This window comes from Bradyrhizobium sp. MI1.10 (genome assembly GCF_055811035.1).
The window spans coordinates 118,891-135,727 of record NZ_JBVVPN010000021.1; the positions used below are offsets into that span (position 1 = coordinate 118,891).

Annotated in this window: 14 protein-coding genes; 11 read left to right on the forward strand and 3 right to left on the reverse strand. The window is 63.4% G+C overall.

Annotated features, from left to right (window positions below):
- Positions 1 to 7: 7 nt before the first annotated feature.
- Positions 8 to 712, forward strand: a complete 705-nt coding sequence (locus AC0L3K_RS22740; protein ID WP_219680686.1) for a response regulator transcription factor — start codon at positions 8 to 10, stop codon at positions 710 to 712.
- The gene (locus AC0L3K_RS22745) at positions 709 to 2,295 is read left to right on the forward strand and encodes an ATP-binding protein (RefSeq protein ID WP_473366940.1); all 1,587 of its coding nucleotides are present in this window, start codon (positions 709 to 711) and stop codon (positions 2,293 to 2,295) included. The genes AC0L3K_RS22740 and AC0L3K_RS22745 overlap by 4 nt, the downstream gene beginning before the upstream one ends.
- Here AC0L3K_RS22745 and AC0L3K_RS22750 read toward each other — a convergent pair.
- Positions 2,292 to 2,432, reverse strand: coding sequence for a hypothetical protein (locus tag AC0L3K_RS22750; RefSeq protein ID WP_007597071.1), 141 nt, complete (start codon positions 2,430 to 2,432; stop codon positions 2,292 to 2,294). The two genes, AC0L3K_RS22745 and AC0L3K_RS22750, sit on opposite strands and share 4 nt — an antisense overlap.
- A gap of 79 nt (positions 2,433 to 2,511) precedes the next feature.
- Between AC0L3K_RS22750 and AC0L3K_RS22755 the strand changes: the two genes are divergently transcribed.
- The 7 genes from AC0L3K_RS22755 (at position 2,512) to AC0L3K_RS22785 (ending at position 11,573) form a co-directional block, all read left to right on the forward strand.
- Positions 2,512 to 3,081, forward strand: coding sequence for an alpha-ketoglutarate-dependent dioxygenase AlkB (locus AC0L3K_RS22755; RefSeq protein ID WP_219680681.1), 570 nt, complete (start codon positions 2,512 to 2,514; stop codon positions 3,079 to 3,081).
- Positions 3,082 to 3,312: 231 nt separating this feature from the next.
- Positions 3,313 to 3,807, forward strand: a complete 495-nt coding sequence (locus tag AC0L3K_RS22760) for a hypothetical protein (protein ID WP_007597073.1) — start codon at positions 3,313 to 3,315, stop codon at positions 3,805 to 3,807.
- Between the two features lie 135 nt (positions 3,808 to 3,942).
- The gene (locus tag AC0L3K_RS22765) at positions 3,943 to 4,872 is read left to right on the forward strand and encodes an alpha/beta hydrolase (protein WP_219680676.1); all 930 of its coding nucleotides are present in this window, start codon (positions 3,943 to 3,945) and stop codon (positions 4,870 to 4,872) included.
- Positions 4,873 to 5,084: 212 nt separating this feature from the next.
- Positions 5,085 to 6,089, forward strand: coding sequence for a TRAP transporter substrate-binding protein (locus AC0L3K_RS22770; protein WP_007597075.1), 1,005 nt, complete (start codon positions 5,085 to 5,087; stop codon positions 6,087 to 6,089).
- Positions 6,090 to 6,094: 5 nt separating this feature from the next.
- Complete coding sequence (locus AC0L3K_RS22775; protein WP_473366941.1) at positions 6,095 to 8,098, forward strand: putative bifunctional diguanylate cyclase/phosphodiesterase; 2,004 nt, start codon at positions 6,095 to 6,097, stop codon at positions 8,096 to 8,098.
- 152 nt (positions 8,099 to 8,250) lie between these two features.
- Positions 8,251 to 9,633 (forward strand): HlyD family secretion protein, encoded by a 1,383-nt coding sequence (locus AC0L3K_RS22780; protein ID WP_035993653.1) that lies wholly within the window; start codon positions 8,251 to 8,253, stop codon positions 9,631 to 9,633.
- Positions 9,630 to 11,573: a glycosyltransferase gene (locus AC0L3K_RS22785; RefSeq protein ID WP_473366942.1), complete on the forward strand. Its 1,944-nt coding sequence runs from the start codon at positions 9,630 to 9,632 to the stop codon at positions 11,571 to 11,573. Before AC0L3K_RS22780 ends, AC0L3K_RS22785 begins: the two co-directional genes overlap by 4 nt.
- A 605-nt stretch (positions 11,574 to 12,178) precedes the next feature.
- Here AC0L3K_RS22785 and AC0L3K_RS22790 read toward each other — a convergent pair.
- Entirely contained in the window at positions 12,179 to 12,385 is a 207-nt protein-coding gene (locus AC0L3K_RS22790) for a hypothetical protein (protein WP_035993660.1), read from the reverse strand.
- Between the two features lie 404 nt (positions 12,386 to 12,789).
- Between AC0L3K_RS22790 and AC0L3K_RS22795 the strand changes: the two genes are divergently transcribed.
- Together AC0L3K_RS22795 and AC0L3K_RS22800 are read left to right on the forward strand one after the other, a co-directional pair.
- Positions 12,790 to 14,013 carry an ABC transporter substrate-binding protein gene (locus AC0L3K_RS22795; protein WP_473366951.1) on the forward strand — a complete coding sequence of 408 codons (1,224 nt, stop codon included), beginning with the start codon at positions 12,790 to 12,792 and terminating at the stop codon, positions 14,011 to 14,013.
- Between the two features lie 417 nt (positions 14,014 to 14,430).
- Positions 14,431 to 15,522, forward strand: coding sequence for an enolase C-terminal domain-like protein (locus AC0L3K_RS22800; RefSeq protein WP_473366943.1), 1,092 nt, complete (start codon positions 14,431 to 14,433; stop codon positions 15,520 to 15,522).
- On the opposite strand, the gene AC0L3K_RS22805 is transcribed toward AC0L3K_RS22800, so the two are convergent.
- Entirely contained in the window at positions 15,519 to 16,793 is a 1,275-nt protein-coding gene (locus tag AC0L3K_RS22805) for a lipase family protein (RefSeq protein WP_473366944.1), read from the reverse strand. The genes AC0L3K_RS22800 and AC0L3K_RS22805 overlap by 4 nt on opposite strands.
- Positions 16,794 to 16,837 lie beyond the last annotated feature (44 nt).

Here is a 16,837-nt window from a genome sequence, read left to right on the forward strand (position 1 = left end):
GAGATTCTTGGCGCACCGCATTCTCATCGTCGACGACGAGGGTCACATCCGCGAGGTCATCCGCGTTGCCTTGAAGAAAGCCGGCATGGACGTGATCGAGGCGCGCGACGGCAAGGAGGCGCTGAGCCGCTTTGCCGCCGACAAGCCCGACCTGATCGTACTCGACATCGGCATGCCCGAGTTCGACGGCCTCGACGTCTGCCGCGAGGTGCGCAAAGGCTCCGACGTGCCGATCCTGTTCCTGTCGGCGCGCGACGAGGAGATCGACCGCATCCTCGGCCTCGAGATCGGCGGCGACGACTACGTGACGAAGCCTTTCAGTCCGCGCGAGCTGGTGGCGCGGGTCAACGTCATCCTGCGCCGCCTCAGCCCCCGCAATGGCGAGGCCAAGGCCGGGCCGTCAGCACTTGCGCAAGGCGGCCTCCTGGTCGATCCCGAGCAGCATGTCGCGTCCTTCGCCGGCACGCCGCTGAAGCTGACCGCGATCGAATTCGGCATCTTGCGCGCGTTCCTGACCCGGCCGACCTCGGTCTTCAATCGCGAGCAGCTGATGCGGGCCGCCTACCAGCTCAACATCCAGGTCTCCGACCGCACCATCGACAGCCACATTCGCAACATCCGCGCCAAGCTCGCGGCGCTGGCCTGTGACAACGTCATCGAGACCATTCACGGCGTCGGCTTCAAGCTCGGCCGCTGCGAGAAGGACGCATGAGCGCGGCGCCCGACAAATGGCGGCCGTCGCTTACCCTGGTGATCTTCACGGTGCTGGCGACCGTCGGCGTGCTGCCGCTGGTCGGCCTGTTCTTCTTCCGTCTCTACGACAACCAGCTGATCCGCCAGACCCAGGCCGAGCTGATCGCGCAGAGCCGCGTGCTCGCGACGATCTATGCGCAGGAGGTCACGGCAAGGCTCGACAGTGGCCTCACGCTCGGCGCCGAGGTGCCGCCGAACGTGCTGCCTGACCCCGGCGACCAGGTCACCCCGATCCGCCCCGCGCTCGACCTCACCGCCAATGACTTGCTGCGGCGGCGACCCGAGGCGCTGGCGGCGGCCCAGCCGGCGCAACCCGCCTATGTCGAGATCGGCGCGAAGCTGACGCCGATCATCCGCGAGACCCAGAAGGTGACGCTGGCAGGCTTTCGCATCCTCGATCCCCAAGGCGTGGTGATCGCCGGGCGGCAGGAGGTCGGGCAATCGCTCGCCCATATCGAGGAGGTCGCCGACGCGCTGCACGGCCAATACCGCGCCACCTTGCGCAACCGCGTGCCGGACAAGCCGCCGCCGTCGATCTATTCCTTCAGCCGCGGCCTCGGCGTCCACGTGTTTTCGGCGATGCCTGTCATCGTCAACAACCGCGTCGCGGGGGTGATCTACACGACGCGGACCCCAAGCAACATCTTCGACCATCTCTACCAGGAGCGGGCCAAGTTCGTGCTGGCGGGGCTTGCCGTGATTCTCGGCACCATCGCGATCGGCCTCGTATTCTCGCGCACCATCACGCTGCCGATGCGCGAGCTGATCGATCGCGCCACCAGAATAGGCCGCGGCGACCGCGAGGCGTTCAGGCCGCTCCGACATTACGGCACACGCGAGTTCGCGCAACTCTCGCACAGCTTTCTCGGCATGGCCGAGCAGCTCGCAAGGCGCTCGGACTATATCGCGACCTTCTCGGCCCACCTCACCCACGAACTGAAATCGCCGCTGACCTCGATCAAGGGCGCCGCCGAGCTGTTGCAGGATTCGGTTCAGGGCAAAGCGGGGAGCCTGACGCCCACCGAGCAGGAGACGTTCATCGCCAATATCCTGTCCGACACAAAGCGGCTGGAAGCGATGGCGCAGCGGCTGCGCGAACTCGCGCGTGCCGAAAGCCTGCCGCAAAACGAGCGCACCGAATTGGCGCCCGTGATTGCCGACCTCAGGAGCCGGTTTCCAGCGAGCTCAATCGAGGCCAGCGGCAGCCTTGACCTGATGATCGGCATGTCGGCTGAGAAGGCGCTGATCGTGCTGTCGCACCTCGCGGACAATGCGATGCGGCACAACGCCGGGACAATCAGGCTGGAGGCGATCGACGAGCGCACGACCCTGCGTCTGACCGTGAGCAATGACGGCGATCCGATCTCGGCGCCGAACCGCGACAGGATCTTCGACGCGTTCTTCACCACCCGCCGCGACCAGGGCGGCACCGGGATGGGGCTCGCGATCGCGCGCGCGGTGATGGCGAGCCATGGCGGCTCGATCAGGCTCAAGCCGACCGAGGACGGCGCGGCATTCGAGCTCCAGTTTCCAATGGGCTAGATCGCGAACACCCAGGCGGCGACGATGGTGCCGATCGTGACCAGACCGGCGATGGTCCAGCCGGCGGCGTATTCCAGCTCAGGATGACCGGTCGCCCGCATGATCTCTGCCGGATCGGCGGTATGCTTCTCTGCCATGACAGCCTCGCACGTTACTTTCCGCGTCATATGTAAGTCGCATCAGCCACCATTAGGTTCCATCACGGAAATGCGAGGAATGACGCAGCTTGGTTTGTTCGCCGATCCGCAAGCAGGGCCTGCCGGCCTTCGCTACACCGATGACTTCGTCGAGGCCGCCGCCGAGCAGGCGCTCATCGGCCGCATCGCAGCATTGCCGCTCCAGCGCTTCCAGTTCGGCGCCTTCGAGGGCAACCGCCGGGTGGCGTCCTTCGGCTATCGCTATGACTACACATTGCAGCGGCTGGCCGAGGCCGAGCCGATCCCGGACTGGGTCGTCCCCGCCGCACGGCAGGTCGAGGCATGGGCGGGGCTTGCCGCCGGCAGCGTGCGGCAAGTGCTCTGCACCGAATACGACGCCGGCGTCGGCATCGGCTGGCATCGCGACAAGCCGCATTTCGACAAAATCCTCGGCCTGTCGCTCGGCTCGTCCTGCAAATTCCGCTTCCGCCGCCGCGGCGGCGACAAATGGGAGCGCCACACGCTCGAAGCTCTGCCGCGCTCGCTTTACATGATGGACGGGGAGGCGCGGTCGCAATGGGAGCACAGCATCCCGCCGGTCGAGGCGCGCCGCTATTCCATCACCTTCCGGACGATGAAGCAGGCCTGAAGAGCGGGCCAAAACAAAAAAACGCGAAAACAACCCCATGCACAGTAGAACGGCCGTGTCGGCGCGAGGCTCGGCCCCGCGGCATAACCGTTTGACACCTCGGGGCAAAACAGCCGCACCGCGCAAAGGCGCAAGGCCCGGCGAACTTGCCTTCCAATTCGCGTTTACATGCTAAACTGGTTCCACGCGCCGCGCGGGAGGAAGCCGCGACTGCAGGTCCAGGGAGCCAAGATGAAGCCCGGTCGATTGATCCTCGCCTGCACCCTCGTTGTCGCTACCGCCTCCGGCGTCGCCGATGCCTCCGACGCGACGCCCGCAAAAGTCTCGGGCTCGACGGCGCTGGCGCTCGCGGGGGTGATCGCGCCGCTGTCGTCGGTCCTGTCCGGCGCCGAGAAGAAGGCGATGGCGATGCTGTTCGCCGCCAACAGCGACATTCCCTACAAGAAGCCGATCGTGGTGACCGCCGATCGAATCGTTTGTCGCGCCGGCAATGTCGACATCACCGTGCGGAACTGCGAGGTCACCTTCGGCAAGAAGACCAGGACGGTGAACGGCTCCACGGCCAGCGAGATCTTCGCCACCGAAGCACTGGCCGGCATTCCGTCCGACGGCGCCGCGGGATCGAATTTCGAGAGCCTGACCAAGCTGAGCTGCACGATCGACCCCAACGCAATCCGCCGGAAGGACGGCAGCGGGGCGGAGTGCACGTTTCAGCCGGGGAATTGAACCACGCGCGGAGGACGAGCCGAGAGAACCATGGGTGCCGTGAAATCGCCTCATGACCAGCTAACTAATAAAGGCGAATTGAAAAGACGGGCCAAACGCGCGAGCCCATATCGGGCACGCAGGGCCAACACCGACATGAAGAATTTTCTCGCATTTTTTCTGACTCTGGGCCTGACGGCAGCCTCCGCACAAGGTCCCCTACCGATGCGGCCGGACGCGCCGTCCGATCTCGTCCGGGTGGGCCTCACCGACAACGACACCACCGCGGGCGGCACCGCGCGGCTGTGCGAGCAGGTCACCTTCTCGCGCGGCCTGCGCTACGGCGAGAGCGAAGCCAATGTGCTCGATGTCGCCACCGCCACGACCAAGGCGGATACGCCGCGTCCGGTGCTGCTGTTCGTGACCGGCGACACCTTCACCGGCGACCGCGCCGCGCCGGAGCTGTCGCGTCAGATCCAGGACCAAGCCATGTGCTTTGCCGCACGCAACGACATGGTCGGCGTGCGCGTCAACTATCGGCTGGCGCCCTCGGCGACGTGGCCGGCGGGTGCGACCGACGTAGCGGCGGCGCTGTCCTGGGTCCACGGCAATATCGACCTGTTCAACGGCGATGCCCGCGAGATCGTCGCAGTCGGCTACGGCGCCGGCGCCTTCCATGTCGCCACCCTGCTGGCCCATCCCGAACTCCAGACCGACCGCGCCGATGTTGCGGCAGTCGTGCTGGTGTCCGGCGTCTACCGCGCCGGCAAGGACGCGAGCGACAGCGAGAAGGCCTATCTCGGCAGCGACGCCAGCCAGTACAACAAGCGCTCGGTCTTCCCCGGCATCCTCAATGTCGACGTCCCGATCGTGCTGGCCTGGGCCGCGGATGATTCCGCCGGCATCACGGCGCAGGGCGAGACCCTGAAGAAGACGCTCTGCGGCGCCGGCCATTGTCCGCGTAGTGCGCTGCTGCGCAGCCGCGACGGCATCGCGAGCGCCTTCGGTCTCGACGGCTCCGGCGACAGCCTCGCCGAGCCGACGCTGCTGCTGGTGCATCAGCTCGAGGCGCGCGGTCTGCCGTAGCGGCGTGCCGGGAGCACGCCGATACCGGCCACGCCTCGCCGACGTTAGCACGCCTTAAACCACGATTCGCGATCCTGGTCGCCGCCTGGAGCACCGCGTGCTATCTAGGAGAGTTACTTGAAGTAGTTCAATCTATGAGGGTCCGCTAGAGACCGAGAAAATCGGCGTTTCGCACAACTGTGTGACCCGTCGCTGCCACGATCGGAAAACCGATGCTTACGTTGCTGGCACGATGCGCGGTGATCTCGTTTGCGTTGATTTCGACCTCAGCCGCCGAACCGGTCAAGCTCAAATTGGCCTTCTTCAGCTCCGACCGCTCGACGAGTTATCTCGCCGCGGTCAAGCCGTTCGTCGAGGCGGTCAACACCGAGGCCAGAGGCCAGATCGAAATTGAAACCTATTTCAGCGGCGCGCTTGGCAAGGATCCGGCTGAGCAGCCCCAGCTCGTGCTCGACGGTAGGGCCGACATCGCCTACGTCGTGACGGGGCTGACGCGCAACCGGTTTGCGGATAACGCAATCATCGAAATGCCCGGCCTGTTTGCGAGCATGCGGGAGTCCGTTGCGGTGTTCGGCCGGCTGATGGCCGCCAACGCGCTGCAAGGATACGATGACTACATCGTGATCGGCGCTTATGTCAGCGAGCCTGAGACGATCCACAGCAATATCGCGATCACGTCGTTGAACGATCTCAAGGACAAGAGAATTCGCGTCAACAATCCTGGCGAAGCCGCAGCGCTCGAAAAGCTCGGGGCGCGGCCTGTGCTCCTGCCGGTCAACAAGATCTCCGAAGCCATCGGCAACGGCAGCATCGATGGCGCCCTCGTGAACCCTGCTTCAGTGGTCGATTACGGCATCAAACGCGTTGCGACTTATCATTACCTTCTTGGTGTCGGCGGCGCGCCGCTGATGGTCTTGATGAATCGGAAGACGTTCAACCGGCTGCCGAAATCGGCGCAGGCGATCATCCTCAAATACAGTGGTGCATGGTCTGCCGGGCGCTTCATGGATACCTACGAAGCCGTGGAAAACAGCATCATGGGTGAGCTGAAGACCGATCCCAAACGCCAGGTGACCATACCCTCGCCGTCGGACCTCGATGCGGCCAATGCCGTGTTCGCGGCCGTTGCCGACGATTGGGCTTCGAAAAGTGAGCGCAATGCCGAGCTGCTGAAAACCGCTCGGGCCGAGCTCACGAAAATGCGATCGACGCGGTAGCACTGATGCCGTCACTCGCCAGGATCCGGCCTCAGCGAAACATCGTCACCATCGTCGCCGCGCTCGCCATTCTGTTGCTGGGCGCCGGGACCACCCTGAAAATCACGACCGAACATCTTCTCCGTCAAGATGCGACGTCGACCGCTCGTAGCTGGGCGAGGTTCCTTGCGGCCAGTGTCGCCGATCTCGAGCAGATCGCCGGCGGCGAGCAGCCTTCCGCCGCGAGCATGGCGTTCTTCCGGTCGGCGCGAAATTCCGGCGAGGTCTTTCACTACGAAATATTCAACCGTAATGGCTACTCCCAGTTCGTTTCGACCCGCGAAAAGATCGCGCTCGTCGACTTGTCTGAATATAGCCCCGATGCAGCGCGATCAGCGGTTGACGGTCAACCGATCATCGACGTCGGGGAGGGAAATTCGCCCGACCGACCGGCATTCTTCGCCCGCGCCTATGTCCCGATCCAGACCGACGGTCGCCTCACCGCTGTCGTTGCGGCCTACGTGGATGAAACCGAGCAACGCAAGAATGTCCACAATACGTTCCTGACCGCAGCCGTGTTTCTTTGCCTGCTGTCAGGTCTCGCCTTCTCCATTCCCGCAATTGCCTGGTATCGGGAAACAAAGGTGAAGCACGCTGACCGGCGCATCCGGTTTCTCGCCCATCATGACGCGTTGACCGGGCTGACCAATCGCCCGCAGCTGATCGAAAAACTGGAGAGCGCCATCGCTCGCCTGCCGATGCGGGGCAGCAGCCTTGCCGTACACTTCATCGACATCGACCGTTTCAAGGAGGTCAACGATTCGCTTGGTCACGACGGCGGCGATTTTCTGCTCAAGTCCATCGCCAAGCGTCTTCGCGCCGCGGTCAGGATCGACGACGTGGTGGCGCGGCTCGGCGGCGACGAATTCGTGGTCGTGCAGTGCGGCATCGCCGGCAAAGCTCAGGCCGAGTCGTTTGCGAGCCATCTCGCCGCCGCGATAAATGCGACCGTGAAATTCAAGCAGCACGAGATCCTCACCACCGCTAGCATCGGCGTGGCGCTGGCGACGGGGGAAGACACCAGCCCCGAGGGGTTGCTCAAGAGTGCTGACCTCGCGCTCTACGCGGCCAAGGCAGCCGGCCGCAACTGCATCCGGTTTTTCCTGCCCGAAATGGACACCGAGCTGCAAGCGCGCATCGAGCTTGAGAGGGCGATTCGCGAGGCGGTGCTGAATGATCGCTTCGAATTGCATTACCAGCCGCTCTTCGAAGTATCCCGGCGCCGCCTTGCCGGATTCGAAGCGCTGATCCGGATGCCCGCGGCGGACGGAACCCTCATTCCGCCATTGACCTTCATTCCGGTCGCCGAGGACTTGCGGCTTATCGACAAGATCGGGGCGTGGGTATTGCGGGAGGCATGCCGCACGGCCGCGACCTGGCCGGCGCACCTGACCGTTGCAGTGAACCTGTCACCCGCGCAGTTCGTGGCGGGCAACATCGGTGACATCGTCGCCACCGCACTAACAGAGGCTGGACTCGCGGCGCACCGGCTCGAACTGGAGATCACCGAAAGCCTGCTGCTCGGCAACACCGAAACGATCATGGCGCAACTCCGGACGCTCAAGACGATTGGCGTTGCCATCGTGATGGACGATTTCGGGGCTGGCTATTCGAGCCTCAGCTATCTGTGGCGCTTTCCGTTCGACAAGATCAAGATCGATCGAGCCTTCATGCAGAGCCTCAACGGCCCCCATTGTCAGGTCGGGACAGTAGTGAAAGCGATCATCGCGCTCGGACGGGAACTGCACATGCGCGTCACGGTCGAAGGCGTCGAAACCGCCAACCAGGCAGCTTTTCTCGACGCGGCCGAGGGTGATCAGGTGCAAGGCTTCTTCTTCGGCCGGCCGATCCCCGCCTCGGAGCTCGGCGCCAGCATTCTCGCGGACTTTGAGAAGGCAATGCCACCGGCTTCGCCCGCGCCGGCCCAAGCCACCAAGCTGCACCTCGTCAACTTATCAGCCGAACGGTAGCACCGACCCTGTTCCGTTCGGCCAACGCGGCTCTTGGCGGCTCTCTATTGCAGACAGTTCTCTTGTTTCAACTAACTGTTTCAACACCAAGATTGCATTTGGGTCCGGCCGACGGCATCTCGCTCTGAGGTTGCGCGTTAGCTGTCAGGTGTATGATGCAAAACAAAACGCGTTTCGGTTCGACGCTCGAAAGCGGCGGTCCAGATATCGCGAAGCCTCTCGCGATGGACGGAAACCATGACGCGCACGGTTTGCAACGCGCGTTGGATGCGCGTCTCAGTCCCGGCAATACCGATGCCCCGGCAACTGGCGGCGCTGCGGCCGCGGATCTGGCGCAATCCAAGCCGAGCCGGACGCTTCGCCGATTTGTGAAGGCCGCAGCGGGCATCGCCATCGTCGCAGTATTCGGCTGGCTGCCGCTCAGGGCGCTTTTCCAGACGTCAAGCGTCGAAGCCGTCGTCAATTCCAGGCTCGTGACATTGAGGTCGCCGATCGACGGGAAGATTTCAGCGGGGGCCAGTCTGGCAGGCGATTTAGGCATCGTCGGCGAGGGCACTTTCATCCTTCGTGTCGTCAATCCGCGCGGAGACCGCGTGCGGCTCGATGATCTACGCAGTCAGATGTCTCGCCTCGAAAACGAAAGGCCGAGCCTCGTTTCGAAGATAGCTTCAGCCCAGGCGGCGCAGAAGGATCTGGCGCGTCAGGCGGCCCTGTTCACAGCGGGGCGCATCCGTCAGCTCGAGGCGCGCATCGCAGAAATCCAAACATCAATCGAAGCCGCCGCAGCGCGTCGCGAGGAGGCGGCGGCCGCGGTGGAACGAGCTTCATCGCTTATCAAATCGGGCAGCGTTTCGTCTGTCGAGCTTGGGCGCTTGACGCGGGATCAAACCATTGCCCAGCAAACCGAAATCGGCGCGCGCCGCCGCCTGGATGCAACCCAGGTTGAGCTCACCGCCGCGCGCGAGGGCACGTTCCTCGGCGACAGCTACAACGATCGTCCGAGCTCGGTGCAGCGTGAGGAGGAAATGCGGCAGCGGGCTGAAGGGCTCACCGCGGACGTAGCGCATGCTGATGCGCAAATCTCGTGGCTCGTCGGCGAGATTGAATCCGAACGATCTCGTTACATCAGCCGCTCCGAGGCGGACATCAAATTCCCCATCGCCGGCCGAATATGGGAGGTCATGACGGCGCCTGGAGAGGACGTCCGGGCCGGACAACCGCTCGTCCGTCTACTCGATTGTTCCGGTGCCGTGGTGACGGCGAACGTCACTGAGAGCGTGTATAACGGGCTGAAACTGGGATCTCTCGCACATTTCCGGCCGAGCGCCGGCGGGCCCGAATTGGCTGGCACCGTCGTCAATCTCACCGGCTCCGCAGGGGCCGCAGCGAACCTCGCCATTAATCCCGATGCGCTGAGCAAGGAACCGTATCGCGCGACGATTTCTGTCCCCGACCTCAACGATGGCTCCAACGATTGTCCGGTCGGGCGAACCGGACGCGTCATCTTCTCGGCAGACACGGCGAGAAAGCCATGATCGCCGCGCTGACGCCGGGCCTTATTGCGCTCGGGTTCTGCGTTGCCGTCCTTCCCTGGCTCAGGCACGAAAACTCCGCGGCGCGTTCGCTGATGATTTCAATCGTGTTGCTGCTCATGCTCCGTTATTTTGGATGGCGCATGACGGCAACGGTCCCGCCCGTCGGCTGGACCGCCGATTTCGCCGTGGGATTTCTGTTCCTCATCGTCGAGGCTGCATCGCTTGCAGCGGGTGCACTGTCGCTGGTATTTCTCAGCCGCACGACCGATCGTACGCCGCAAGTCGAAGCCAACAGGCGGTGGCTTGCCGGGCGGCAAGCTCCGCTGATCGACGTATTCGTTTGCACCTACAACGAGGAAACGTCGATCCTGGAGCGCACAATCATCGGCGCCACGGGAATGAACTATCCCAACTACCGTGTCTGGGTTCTGGACGACGGGCGGCGTGACTGGCTCGAAAAGCTTGCCGGCCAGCTCGGCTGCCGCTATCTGGCGCGCCCCGACAACACCGACGCCAAGGCTGGCAACATCAATCACGCCCTGCGGCATGTGGCGGAGCTCGCCGATCCCCCTGACTTCATTTCGATCCTCGACGCCGATTTCGTTCCGATGCCCGAATTCCTCGCCCGCGCGATGTGCTTCTTCGGCGATCAGCGCGTAGGCGTGGTGCAAACGCCTCAGCATTTCATCAATGCGGATCCGATCCAAACCAACCTGGCCGCGACCAAGGTCTGGCCGGACGAGCAGCGTTTCTTCTTCGATATTCTGATGCCATCGAAAGACGCTTGGGGCGTGGCTTTTTGTTGCGGCACGTCGTCGGTCATCAGATTCTCATCCCTCGTGAAAATTGGCGGCTTTCCGACCGACTCCGTGACGGAGGACTACTTGCTGACGCTGCGGCTGAAGGAAATTGGCGCGGGCACGGTGTACCTGAACGAACGTCTGACCTTGGGGCTGGCCCCGGAGGGCCTCAAGGAGTACATCACCCAGCGCAGCCGATGGTGTCTTGGCTTCATGCAGATCTTTCGCGGGCGAAGTGGCCCTTTTTCCCGAAGATCGCAGCTGGATGTTATCGACAGGCTGTCTCTCATCGAAGCATTCATGAGTTGGACCTCGACCTATGTCGTCAAGGTATTCGGTCTCGTCGTTCCGAGCCTTTATCTTCTCTTCGGCGTCAAAGCCGTCCAGGCGGATCTTTTCGAACTCCTCGGATATTTCCTACCCTTCTATGTCTGGTATTCGCTCACCATGGCCTGGATTTCCCGCGGACGCTCCATGGCGGTGATGTCGGATGTCGCTCAATACATTGCACTGCCGGCGGTTCTCAAGGCCGTGGCGGCGGGGCTGCTCAAGACGCAGGGGCACAAATTCAAGGTCACCGCAAAGGGCGGGGATCGCGATCAACGCTTCATCGAGTGGCCACTGCTCAGGGTATACGGCACCGCACTGGCGATTACGCTCGCGGGTATCGTCTATGCCTTCGTGCTTCATGTGCAAGGCGACATGATCGCCTATGGCAGCCTGGCGCTCGCCTGGAGTTTGTACAACGCGATCATTCTGATGATCGTCTGCTTGGTGTCGATCGAGCAGCCGCGGCGACGGAAGGCCGAGCGGTTCGAGCGAGATGAGCCGGTTCTTTTCAATCTCGGTGGCCGGCAGTTCATCTACCGTTTGGCAGACATGTCGATCACGGGCGCCCGCTTCGTGAGCGACAAGCCACCGCCAGTCGGGACCGCGGTTCATTGCACCCTCCAGGAAAGAAAAGTAGCTGCCCTGGTCGTGCGACGAACTGGGGATGGATTTGCGGTCCGGTTTGATGAAACCCTGAACACGCGCATCGATCTCATTCGCGCTTTCTATTCCGGTGACTACGTCAGTGCATTCACCGGCATACGCGCCGCTCCCGTCGGCAAAGCATTATTGATGCGGATCTTCGGGTGACTACGTCTACCACCGGCGGCAGGTAGAAGGGTTGGACAACATGGCTGTCCTAGCAGGCCTCATTTCCTCACAGCGAGGAGATTCGTAGCAAGGAGCATCGTATCCGAGTGCGGCGACTGAGAGCGCCCCGGCAAATCGAGCCTTCTGATACCCAATGCGATAACCGCCGAAGCTGAGCAATATTGAGCTGCGAATCGTCGTTGAGAGCACGTAGTTTTTTTGGGGGGCGTCATGCCAAAGAGCGCGAAGAGATACGTAGCGCTGTTGGGAGGAAGGGATGATCACCGAGCGAAGACAGCCAACCCTTTGGCCCCGGAGTCTCGAAGACGAACTGCGAATGGAGCGCGCCCTCCACTCTCTCGAAAAGGAGAACAAGGACTTGAAAGAATTGGTCGTCCGTCTTTCGGAAACCCTCCTTCGACATGTTTGTCAAAGCGCAGCACTAAGATCGCTGAAGAATAGCGCTGAGCGGAACACTCAAGGTCGGACCGATCCATACTGAGCACGTCACCGCACCTGCCAAGCCGAGCGCTGCAATCGGTTGTTCTCAACCAACGCCCACGTCCAGGCTTTCGGCGCTCGATCGTTCCGGGTAGGGCGCGTTCCTACGTAGGCGCCCGCAATTCGCTGTGAAACCAAGCCAAGGTATGGGCCGATCTCATCGGGTCGACCAGATCGACCGCGATCTGATCGACGAAATCGCAAGCGGAACATTCGAAGGTACGAATGTCAAAACCGGCGGAGCCGGGCGTGATGCGCGCCAGCATCATTGTCGTCTGGCATTTAGGACAAGGCGGTCGTTGAATGGTCATGAGGCTTGCCTGGATCCGGCGGGAGCGCAATACTCTCTGTCATCGATGGATGCCAATGGGAGCGGTGATGGAACATGATGGAACGGCAAGCTCTGCTGCCACCGGTCAATATTGACCACCAGCCAAACTAAGGCCCGCTATCCCAAATGTGAACTTTCACAGATAGAATCATTTTTCATCGGCAACCTGCACTGTATCGTCCGGTTTCGCGACCGCGGGGTCGAGATCGAGTTCGAGGTCCGCGGACGGCCCGCCACGGTCGGCACGTCAATACGCTTGCCATTCCGTTCGGCCGGCAAGAAGCCCGCCGTCCGGCCACAGCTTTGACAAACGCTTGACGTAGATCAATCGCCTTGCTGCGGACTGAGCCGACCTCGTTGGGGGCCAACGACAAGGTGTCGAGCATGCGCGTCACCGGCAGGCTGCTGTTCGTTCTGATCATCTCCTACGCCTCGCTCGGGGCGATGTCGCAGGAGCGCGCCGATCAACCCACCGCCGACAACGAAATCCGCATCGGCAATGTCATGCCGTATTCGGGACCGCTCTCGGAGTTCGGCGCTATCGGCCAGGCGGAAGCTGCCTATTTCGACATGGTCAACGCGCGCGGCGGCATCAACGGCCGCAAGATCCGCTTCATCACCCGCGACGACAATTCCGACCCCACGACCGCGCTGGAGCTGACCCGCAAGCTGGTCGAGACGGACGACGTGCATTTGATGTTCGGCTCGTTCGGCACGCCGGGCAATCTCGCCGCGCGCTGGTATCTGAACGCGAAGAAGATTCCGCAGCTGTTCGTCGCCTCCGGCGACGAGGAGCTGAGCCAGGCCAAGGCGTTTCCCTGGACCATGGGCTGGCAGCCGTCGTTCCGGTCGGAGGGGCGCATCTACGCCAACTATCTCCAGGCCTATTATCCCAGGAAGAAGATCGTGGTGCTCTGGCAGAACGACCAGTTCGGGCGTGCGCTTCTCAAGGGCATGGAGGAAGGCCTTGGCGATCTGAACCGTCTCGTCCTCGTCGACATCGCCTTCGACATTGCCGACGAGCATCTCGACGGACACGTCTCGATCCTCAAGCGCGCCGGTGCCGATATTTTCGTCTTTCTCGGCGTACCGTCGACGGCGTCCAAGGTGATCAAGCTGGCAGCGTCAATGAAATGGCGCCCGGTCTTCATCGTCAACGACGCCTCGGCCTCGATCGCCAACGCGATGGCGCCCGCAGGCCTAGAGAATTCCTCCGGCGTGATCTCGGCGGCCTTCCTGAAGGATCCTAGCGATCCCGCATGGAAGGACGATCCCGCCATGAAGGACTGGTTCGCCTTCATGGACAAATACCATCACGACGAAAGCACCAACAGCAGCGCGGCGCTCTATGGCTATGCCGCGGCCGAGGCGCTGACGCAGGTGCTGAAGCAATGCGGCGATGACCTCTCGCGCGAGAACATCATGCGTCAGGCGGCTTCGCTGAGGAATTATCAACCCTCGGTCGCGCTGCCCAACATCAGGATGAACACCTCGCCGAACAGCTACCTGCCGATCAGGCAGATGCGGCTGGTCCAGTTCGACGGCCGCTCCTGGCAACCCTTCGGCGATGTGATCGAGACGGCCTTCACGGAAGGCGCGGCGCGGTGACTCGGGCAGGGCAGTTGCCCGCTTGAGGGAGCGTCGGTGTTTATCGCATCGAAGGGAGAGGTGCGCTCCCTCCCCCGCTTGCGGGGGAGGGTTGGGGAGAGGGTGCATCCGCAATCGAGAACCCCCAAGAGGAGAAAGCCCTCACCCGGCGCGCGGGGCCCTGGGTGGCCTGGCCCCGCCCCCCCCCCCCCCCCCCCCCCCGGGCGCCCCCCCCCCACCTCTCCCGCAAGCGGGAGAGGCGACGCACCTGAGTCTTGGCAACATCCGGGCACGCCCGGACTGAATTCGGCTTCTCACGCCGGCTTCAACTCCCGCGCAACCCCATTTTATGGTGGTCGCGGTCGGCGGCTTTTCGTTTCATCACGGATGTTTAAGATCGGCACGAACCTGCATTCACTCCGCCGGGAGATCCACCAAATGACCGAGACCATCCGTATCAAGCGCTTCAATGCGCGCCCCGTCATCGTGCCGATGAACCTCCCGCTCAAGACCTCGACCGGGGCTGTCGCAAAAGCGCCGCTGGTGCTGATCGACTGCGAGACCGACGTGGGCGTGCGGGGGCACGCCTATCTGTTCTCGATCACGCCCTCGGCCTTGAAGCCGTTGGCGGCGATGGTCGCGGAAATGTCAGAGCTGCTTGCGGGCGACGAGCTGCTGCCGTTCGAGATCGAGCGCAAGCTGACCCAGCGCTTCACCCTGCTCGGCCTCGCCGGCCTGCAGCGGCTGGCGCAATCCGGCATCGACATGGCGGCCTGGGACGCGTTGGCACGCGCACGCGGCCTGCCGCTGGCGCGGCTGCTCGGCGGCGCGCCAAAACCGGTCAGGGCCTACAATTCGAAGGGGCTCGGCATCATGCCGGCGGATGCCGCGGTGGAGGAAGCCCACAAGCTGCTGGCCGAGGGCTTTCAGGCCGCAAAGATCCGAGTCGGCCGTCCCGATGCGCGGGAAGACCTCAAGGTGGTGCGCGCGGTGCGCAAGGCCGTCGGCGACGACGTGACGCTGATGTGCGACTACAACCAGGCGCTGACGGTGACCGAGGCGATCCGCCGCGGCGAGATGCTCGACGACGAGGGGCTGACCTGGATCGAGGAGCCGATCCGTCACGACGATTATGAGGGCAACGCCCGTATCGCGGACGCGCTGCGCACGCCGGTCCAGATCGGCGAGAATTTCGACAGCGCGTTCGCGATGCAATCCGCGCTCTCCGCCGAGGCCTGCGACTTCGTGATGCCCGACGTGCAGCGCATCGGCGGCGTCACCGGCTGGCTGCGCGCCGCCGCGCTGGCGCACGCCGCCGGCATCGAGATGTCGACGCATCTGTTCTCGGAAGTCAGCGCGCATCTTTTGTGCGTAACGCCCACCGCGCACTGGCTCGAATATGTCGACTGGGCCGACGCGGTGCTTTCAACGCGGCTGATCGTCAAGGACGGCTTTGCCCTGCCGGGCGAGGAGCCCGGCAACGGAATTGTGTGGGACGAGGCGGCGGTGAAGAAGTATCTCGTGAGCTAATCGTTGAAAGCGATGCCCTTCGCGGCCTCGCCCGGAGCGCCGGGCTCGGCAATTCCCGCGCAATTGGCCTGCGGCTTTTGTCCGGCGAGCATGCCGCGGAAGAACGCGAGCGCATCCGGGAAGGCCGCGTTCAGGCCGCCATTGTGCGTCGCGCCGGGATAAGTCTTCCAGACCACCTCGTTGCCGGCCGCGCACAGCGCCGCGACTTCGGCATATTGCCGTGTCGGGACCAGCGTGGATTCGGCAAGACCGGTCCCGAGCAGCACCGGCACCTTCAGCCGCACGGCCTTCATGTCCGTGATCGGCGTCAACCGCGCCAGCACATTGGCGATGGGCTCGACATAGACGTTCTCGGCGGTAATGCCGTCCTTGCGCGCGACCTCGCGCATCTCAGGCGTGCAGCTTTCACGCGCCGCTTTCAGGACCGGCTTGCCCTTGTCGGAGACGAGATCGTCGGCGGACGGCGCGCCATCCGGCAACGAGCCGCCGAGCATCATCAGCGACGTATAGATCGGCGAAGCGATCGCGGTCGTCTGCGGCGGCTTATAGGGGCCATCGGGGAACGTGGACACCAGGCCCGTCGCCACGGTGGCGATCAGCGGCACGTCGGGCGCGTAGCTTTCCGCGATCACGGTCGCGCCGATTGCGGCGCCCGAGCCTTGCGATTGTCCGGTGACGAAAACCTTTGAAGCGAGCTTGTCGCGATACGCGGCGAGCGCAGCACGCGCGCCGTCGAGCACGGAGCGCCCTTCCGCCTCCCAGATCAGATAAGGATGCGGCCCCGCGCCGCCGAGACCCTGATAATCGGTCGCCACCACCGCAAACCCGTTCTCGAGCCAGCGCTGGATGTAGGTGGCATCGCGCGGCTTGTGCCCGGTCCAGGACGGCGCACAGGAATCCGACACGCCGAGCGTGCCGTGCGCCCACGCGACCAGCGGCCAGCCTCCGGCCGGCGGCTCGCCCTTGGGCAGATAGACCGTACCGCTCACCGGCACGATACCGGCGTGCCAGCGCACATCCGTGGACGTGTAGAGGATGCGCTCGGCGACACCGGCGCTCGTGATCTCCGGCTGCGCAAGCATCGCCTCCCTGCGCAGCATCACGCCGGGGCTTTCTGGGAGGGCTTGGGGCCAGCGATAAAAGCCGGACAGGTCCTGATCGCCGACTTTCGGTCCCACCGGCAGCGACGAATCCGCGTGGGCTTGCGCCATCGCGAGGCCTGTGACGACGGCGAGCGCCATCACGAATTTCGGACTCGGGGTTTTGAACATCGGCGTCTCCAGTTCCCCTGCAGTGTGCCGCATTTTTGTTGGCG

What these genes read in the sequence shown, in the direction of transcription:
- AC0L3K_RS22760 (WP_007597073.1), top strand. Translation starts at nt 3,313, where the DNA reads ATGAAGCCCGGTCGATTGATCCTCGCCTGCACCCTCGTTGTCGCTACC.
- AC0L3K_RS22765 (WP_219680676.1), top strand. Translation starts at nt 3,943, where the DNA reads ATGAAGAATTTTCTCGCATTTTTTCTGACTCTGGGCCTGACGGCAGCC.
- AC0L3K_RS22755 (WP_219680681.1), top strand. Translation starts at nt 2,512, where the DNA reads ATGACGCAGCTTGGTTTGTTCGCCGATCCGCAAGCAGGGCCTGCCGGC.
- AC0L3K_RS22785 (WP_473366942.1), top strand. Translation starts at nt 9,630, where the DNA reads ATGATCGCCGCGCTGACGCCGGGCCTTATTGCGCTCGGGTTCTGCGTT.
- AC0L3K_RS22780 (WP_035993653.1), top strand. Translation starts at nt 8,251, where the DNA reads ATGATGCAAAACAAAACGCGTTTCGGTTCGACGCTCGAAAGCGGCGGT.
- AC0L3K_RS22800 (WP_473366943.1), top strand. Translation starts at nt 14,431, where the DNA reads ATGACCGAGACCATCCGTATCAAGCGCTTCAATGCGCGCCCCGTCATC.
- AC0L3K_RS22770 (WP_007597075.1), top strand. Translation starts at nt 5,085, where the DNA reads ATGCTTACGTTGCTGGCACGATGCGCGGTGATCTCGTTTGCGTTGATT.
- AC0L3K_RS22790 (WP_035993660.1), bottom strand. Translation starts at nt 12,385, where the DNA reads ATGACCATTCAACGACCGCCTTGTCCTAAATGCCAGACGACAATGATG.
- AC0L3K_RS22745 (WP_473366940.1), top strand. Translation starts at nt 709, where the DNA reads ATGAGCGCGGCGCCCGACAAATGGCGGCCGTCGCTTACCCTGGTGATC.
- AC0L3K_RS22750 (WP_007597071.1), bottom strand. Translation starts at nt 2,432, where the DNA reads ATGGCAGAGAAGCATACCGCCGATCCGGCAGAGATCATGCGGGCGACC.
- AC0L3K_RS22805 (WP_473366944.1), bottom strand. Translation starts at nt 16,793, where the DNA reads ATGTTCAAAACCCCGAGTCCGAAATTCGTGATGGCGCTCGCCGTCGTC.
- AC0L3K_RS22775 (WP_473366941.1), top strand. Translation starts at nt 6,095, where the DNA reads ATGCCGTCACTCGCCAGGATCCGGCCTCAGCGAAACATCGTCACCATC.
- AC0L3K_RS22795 (WP_473366951.1), top strand. Translation starts at nt 12,790, where the DNA reads ATGCGCGTCACCGGCAGGCTGCTGTTCGTTCTGATCATCTCCTACGCC.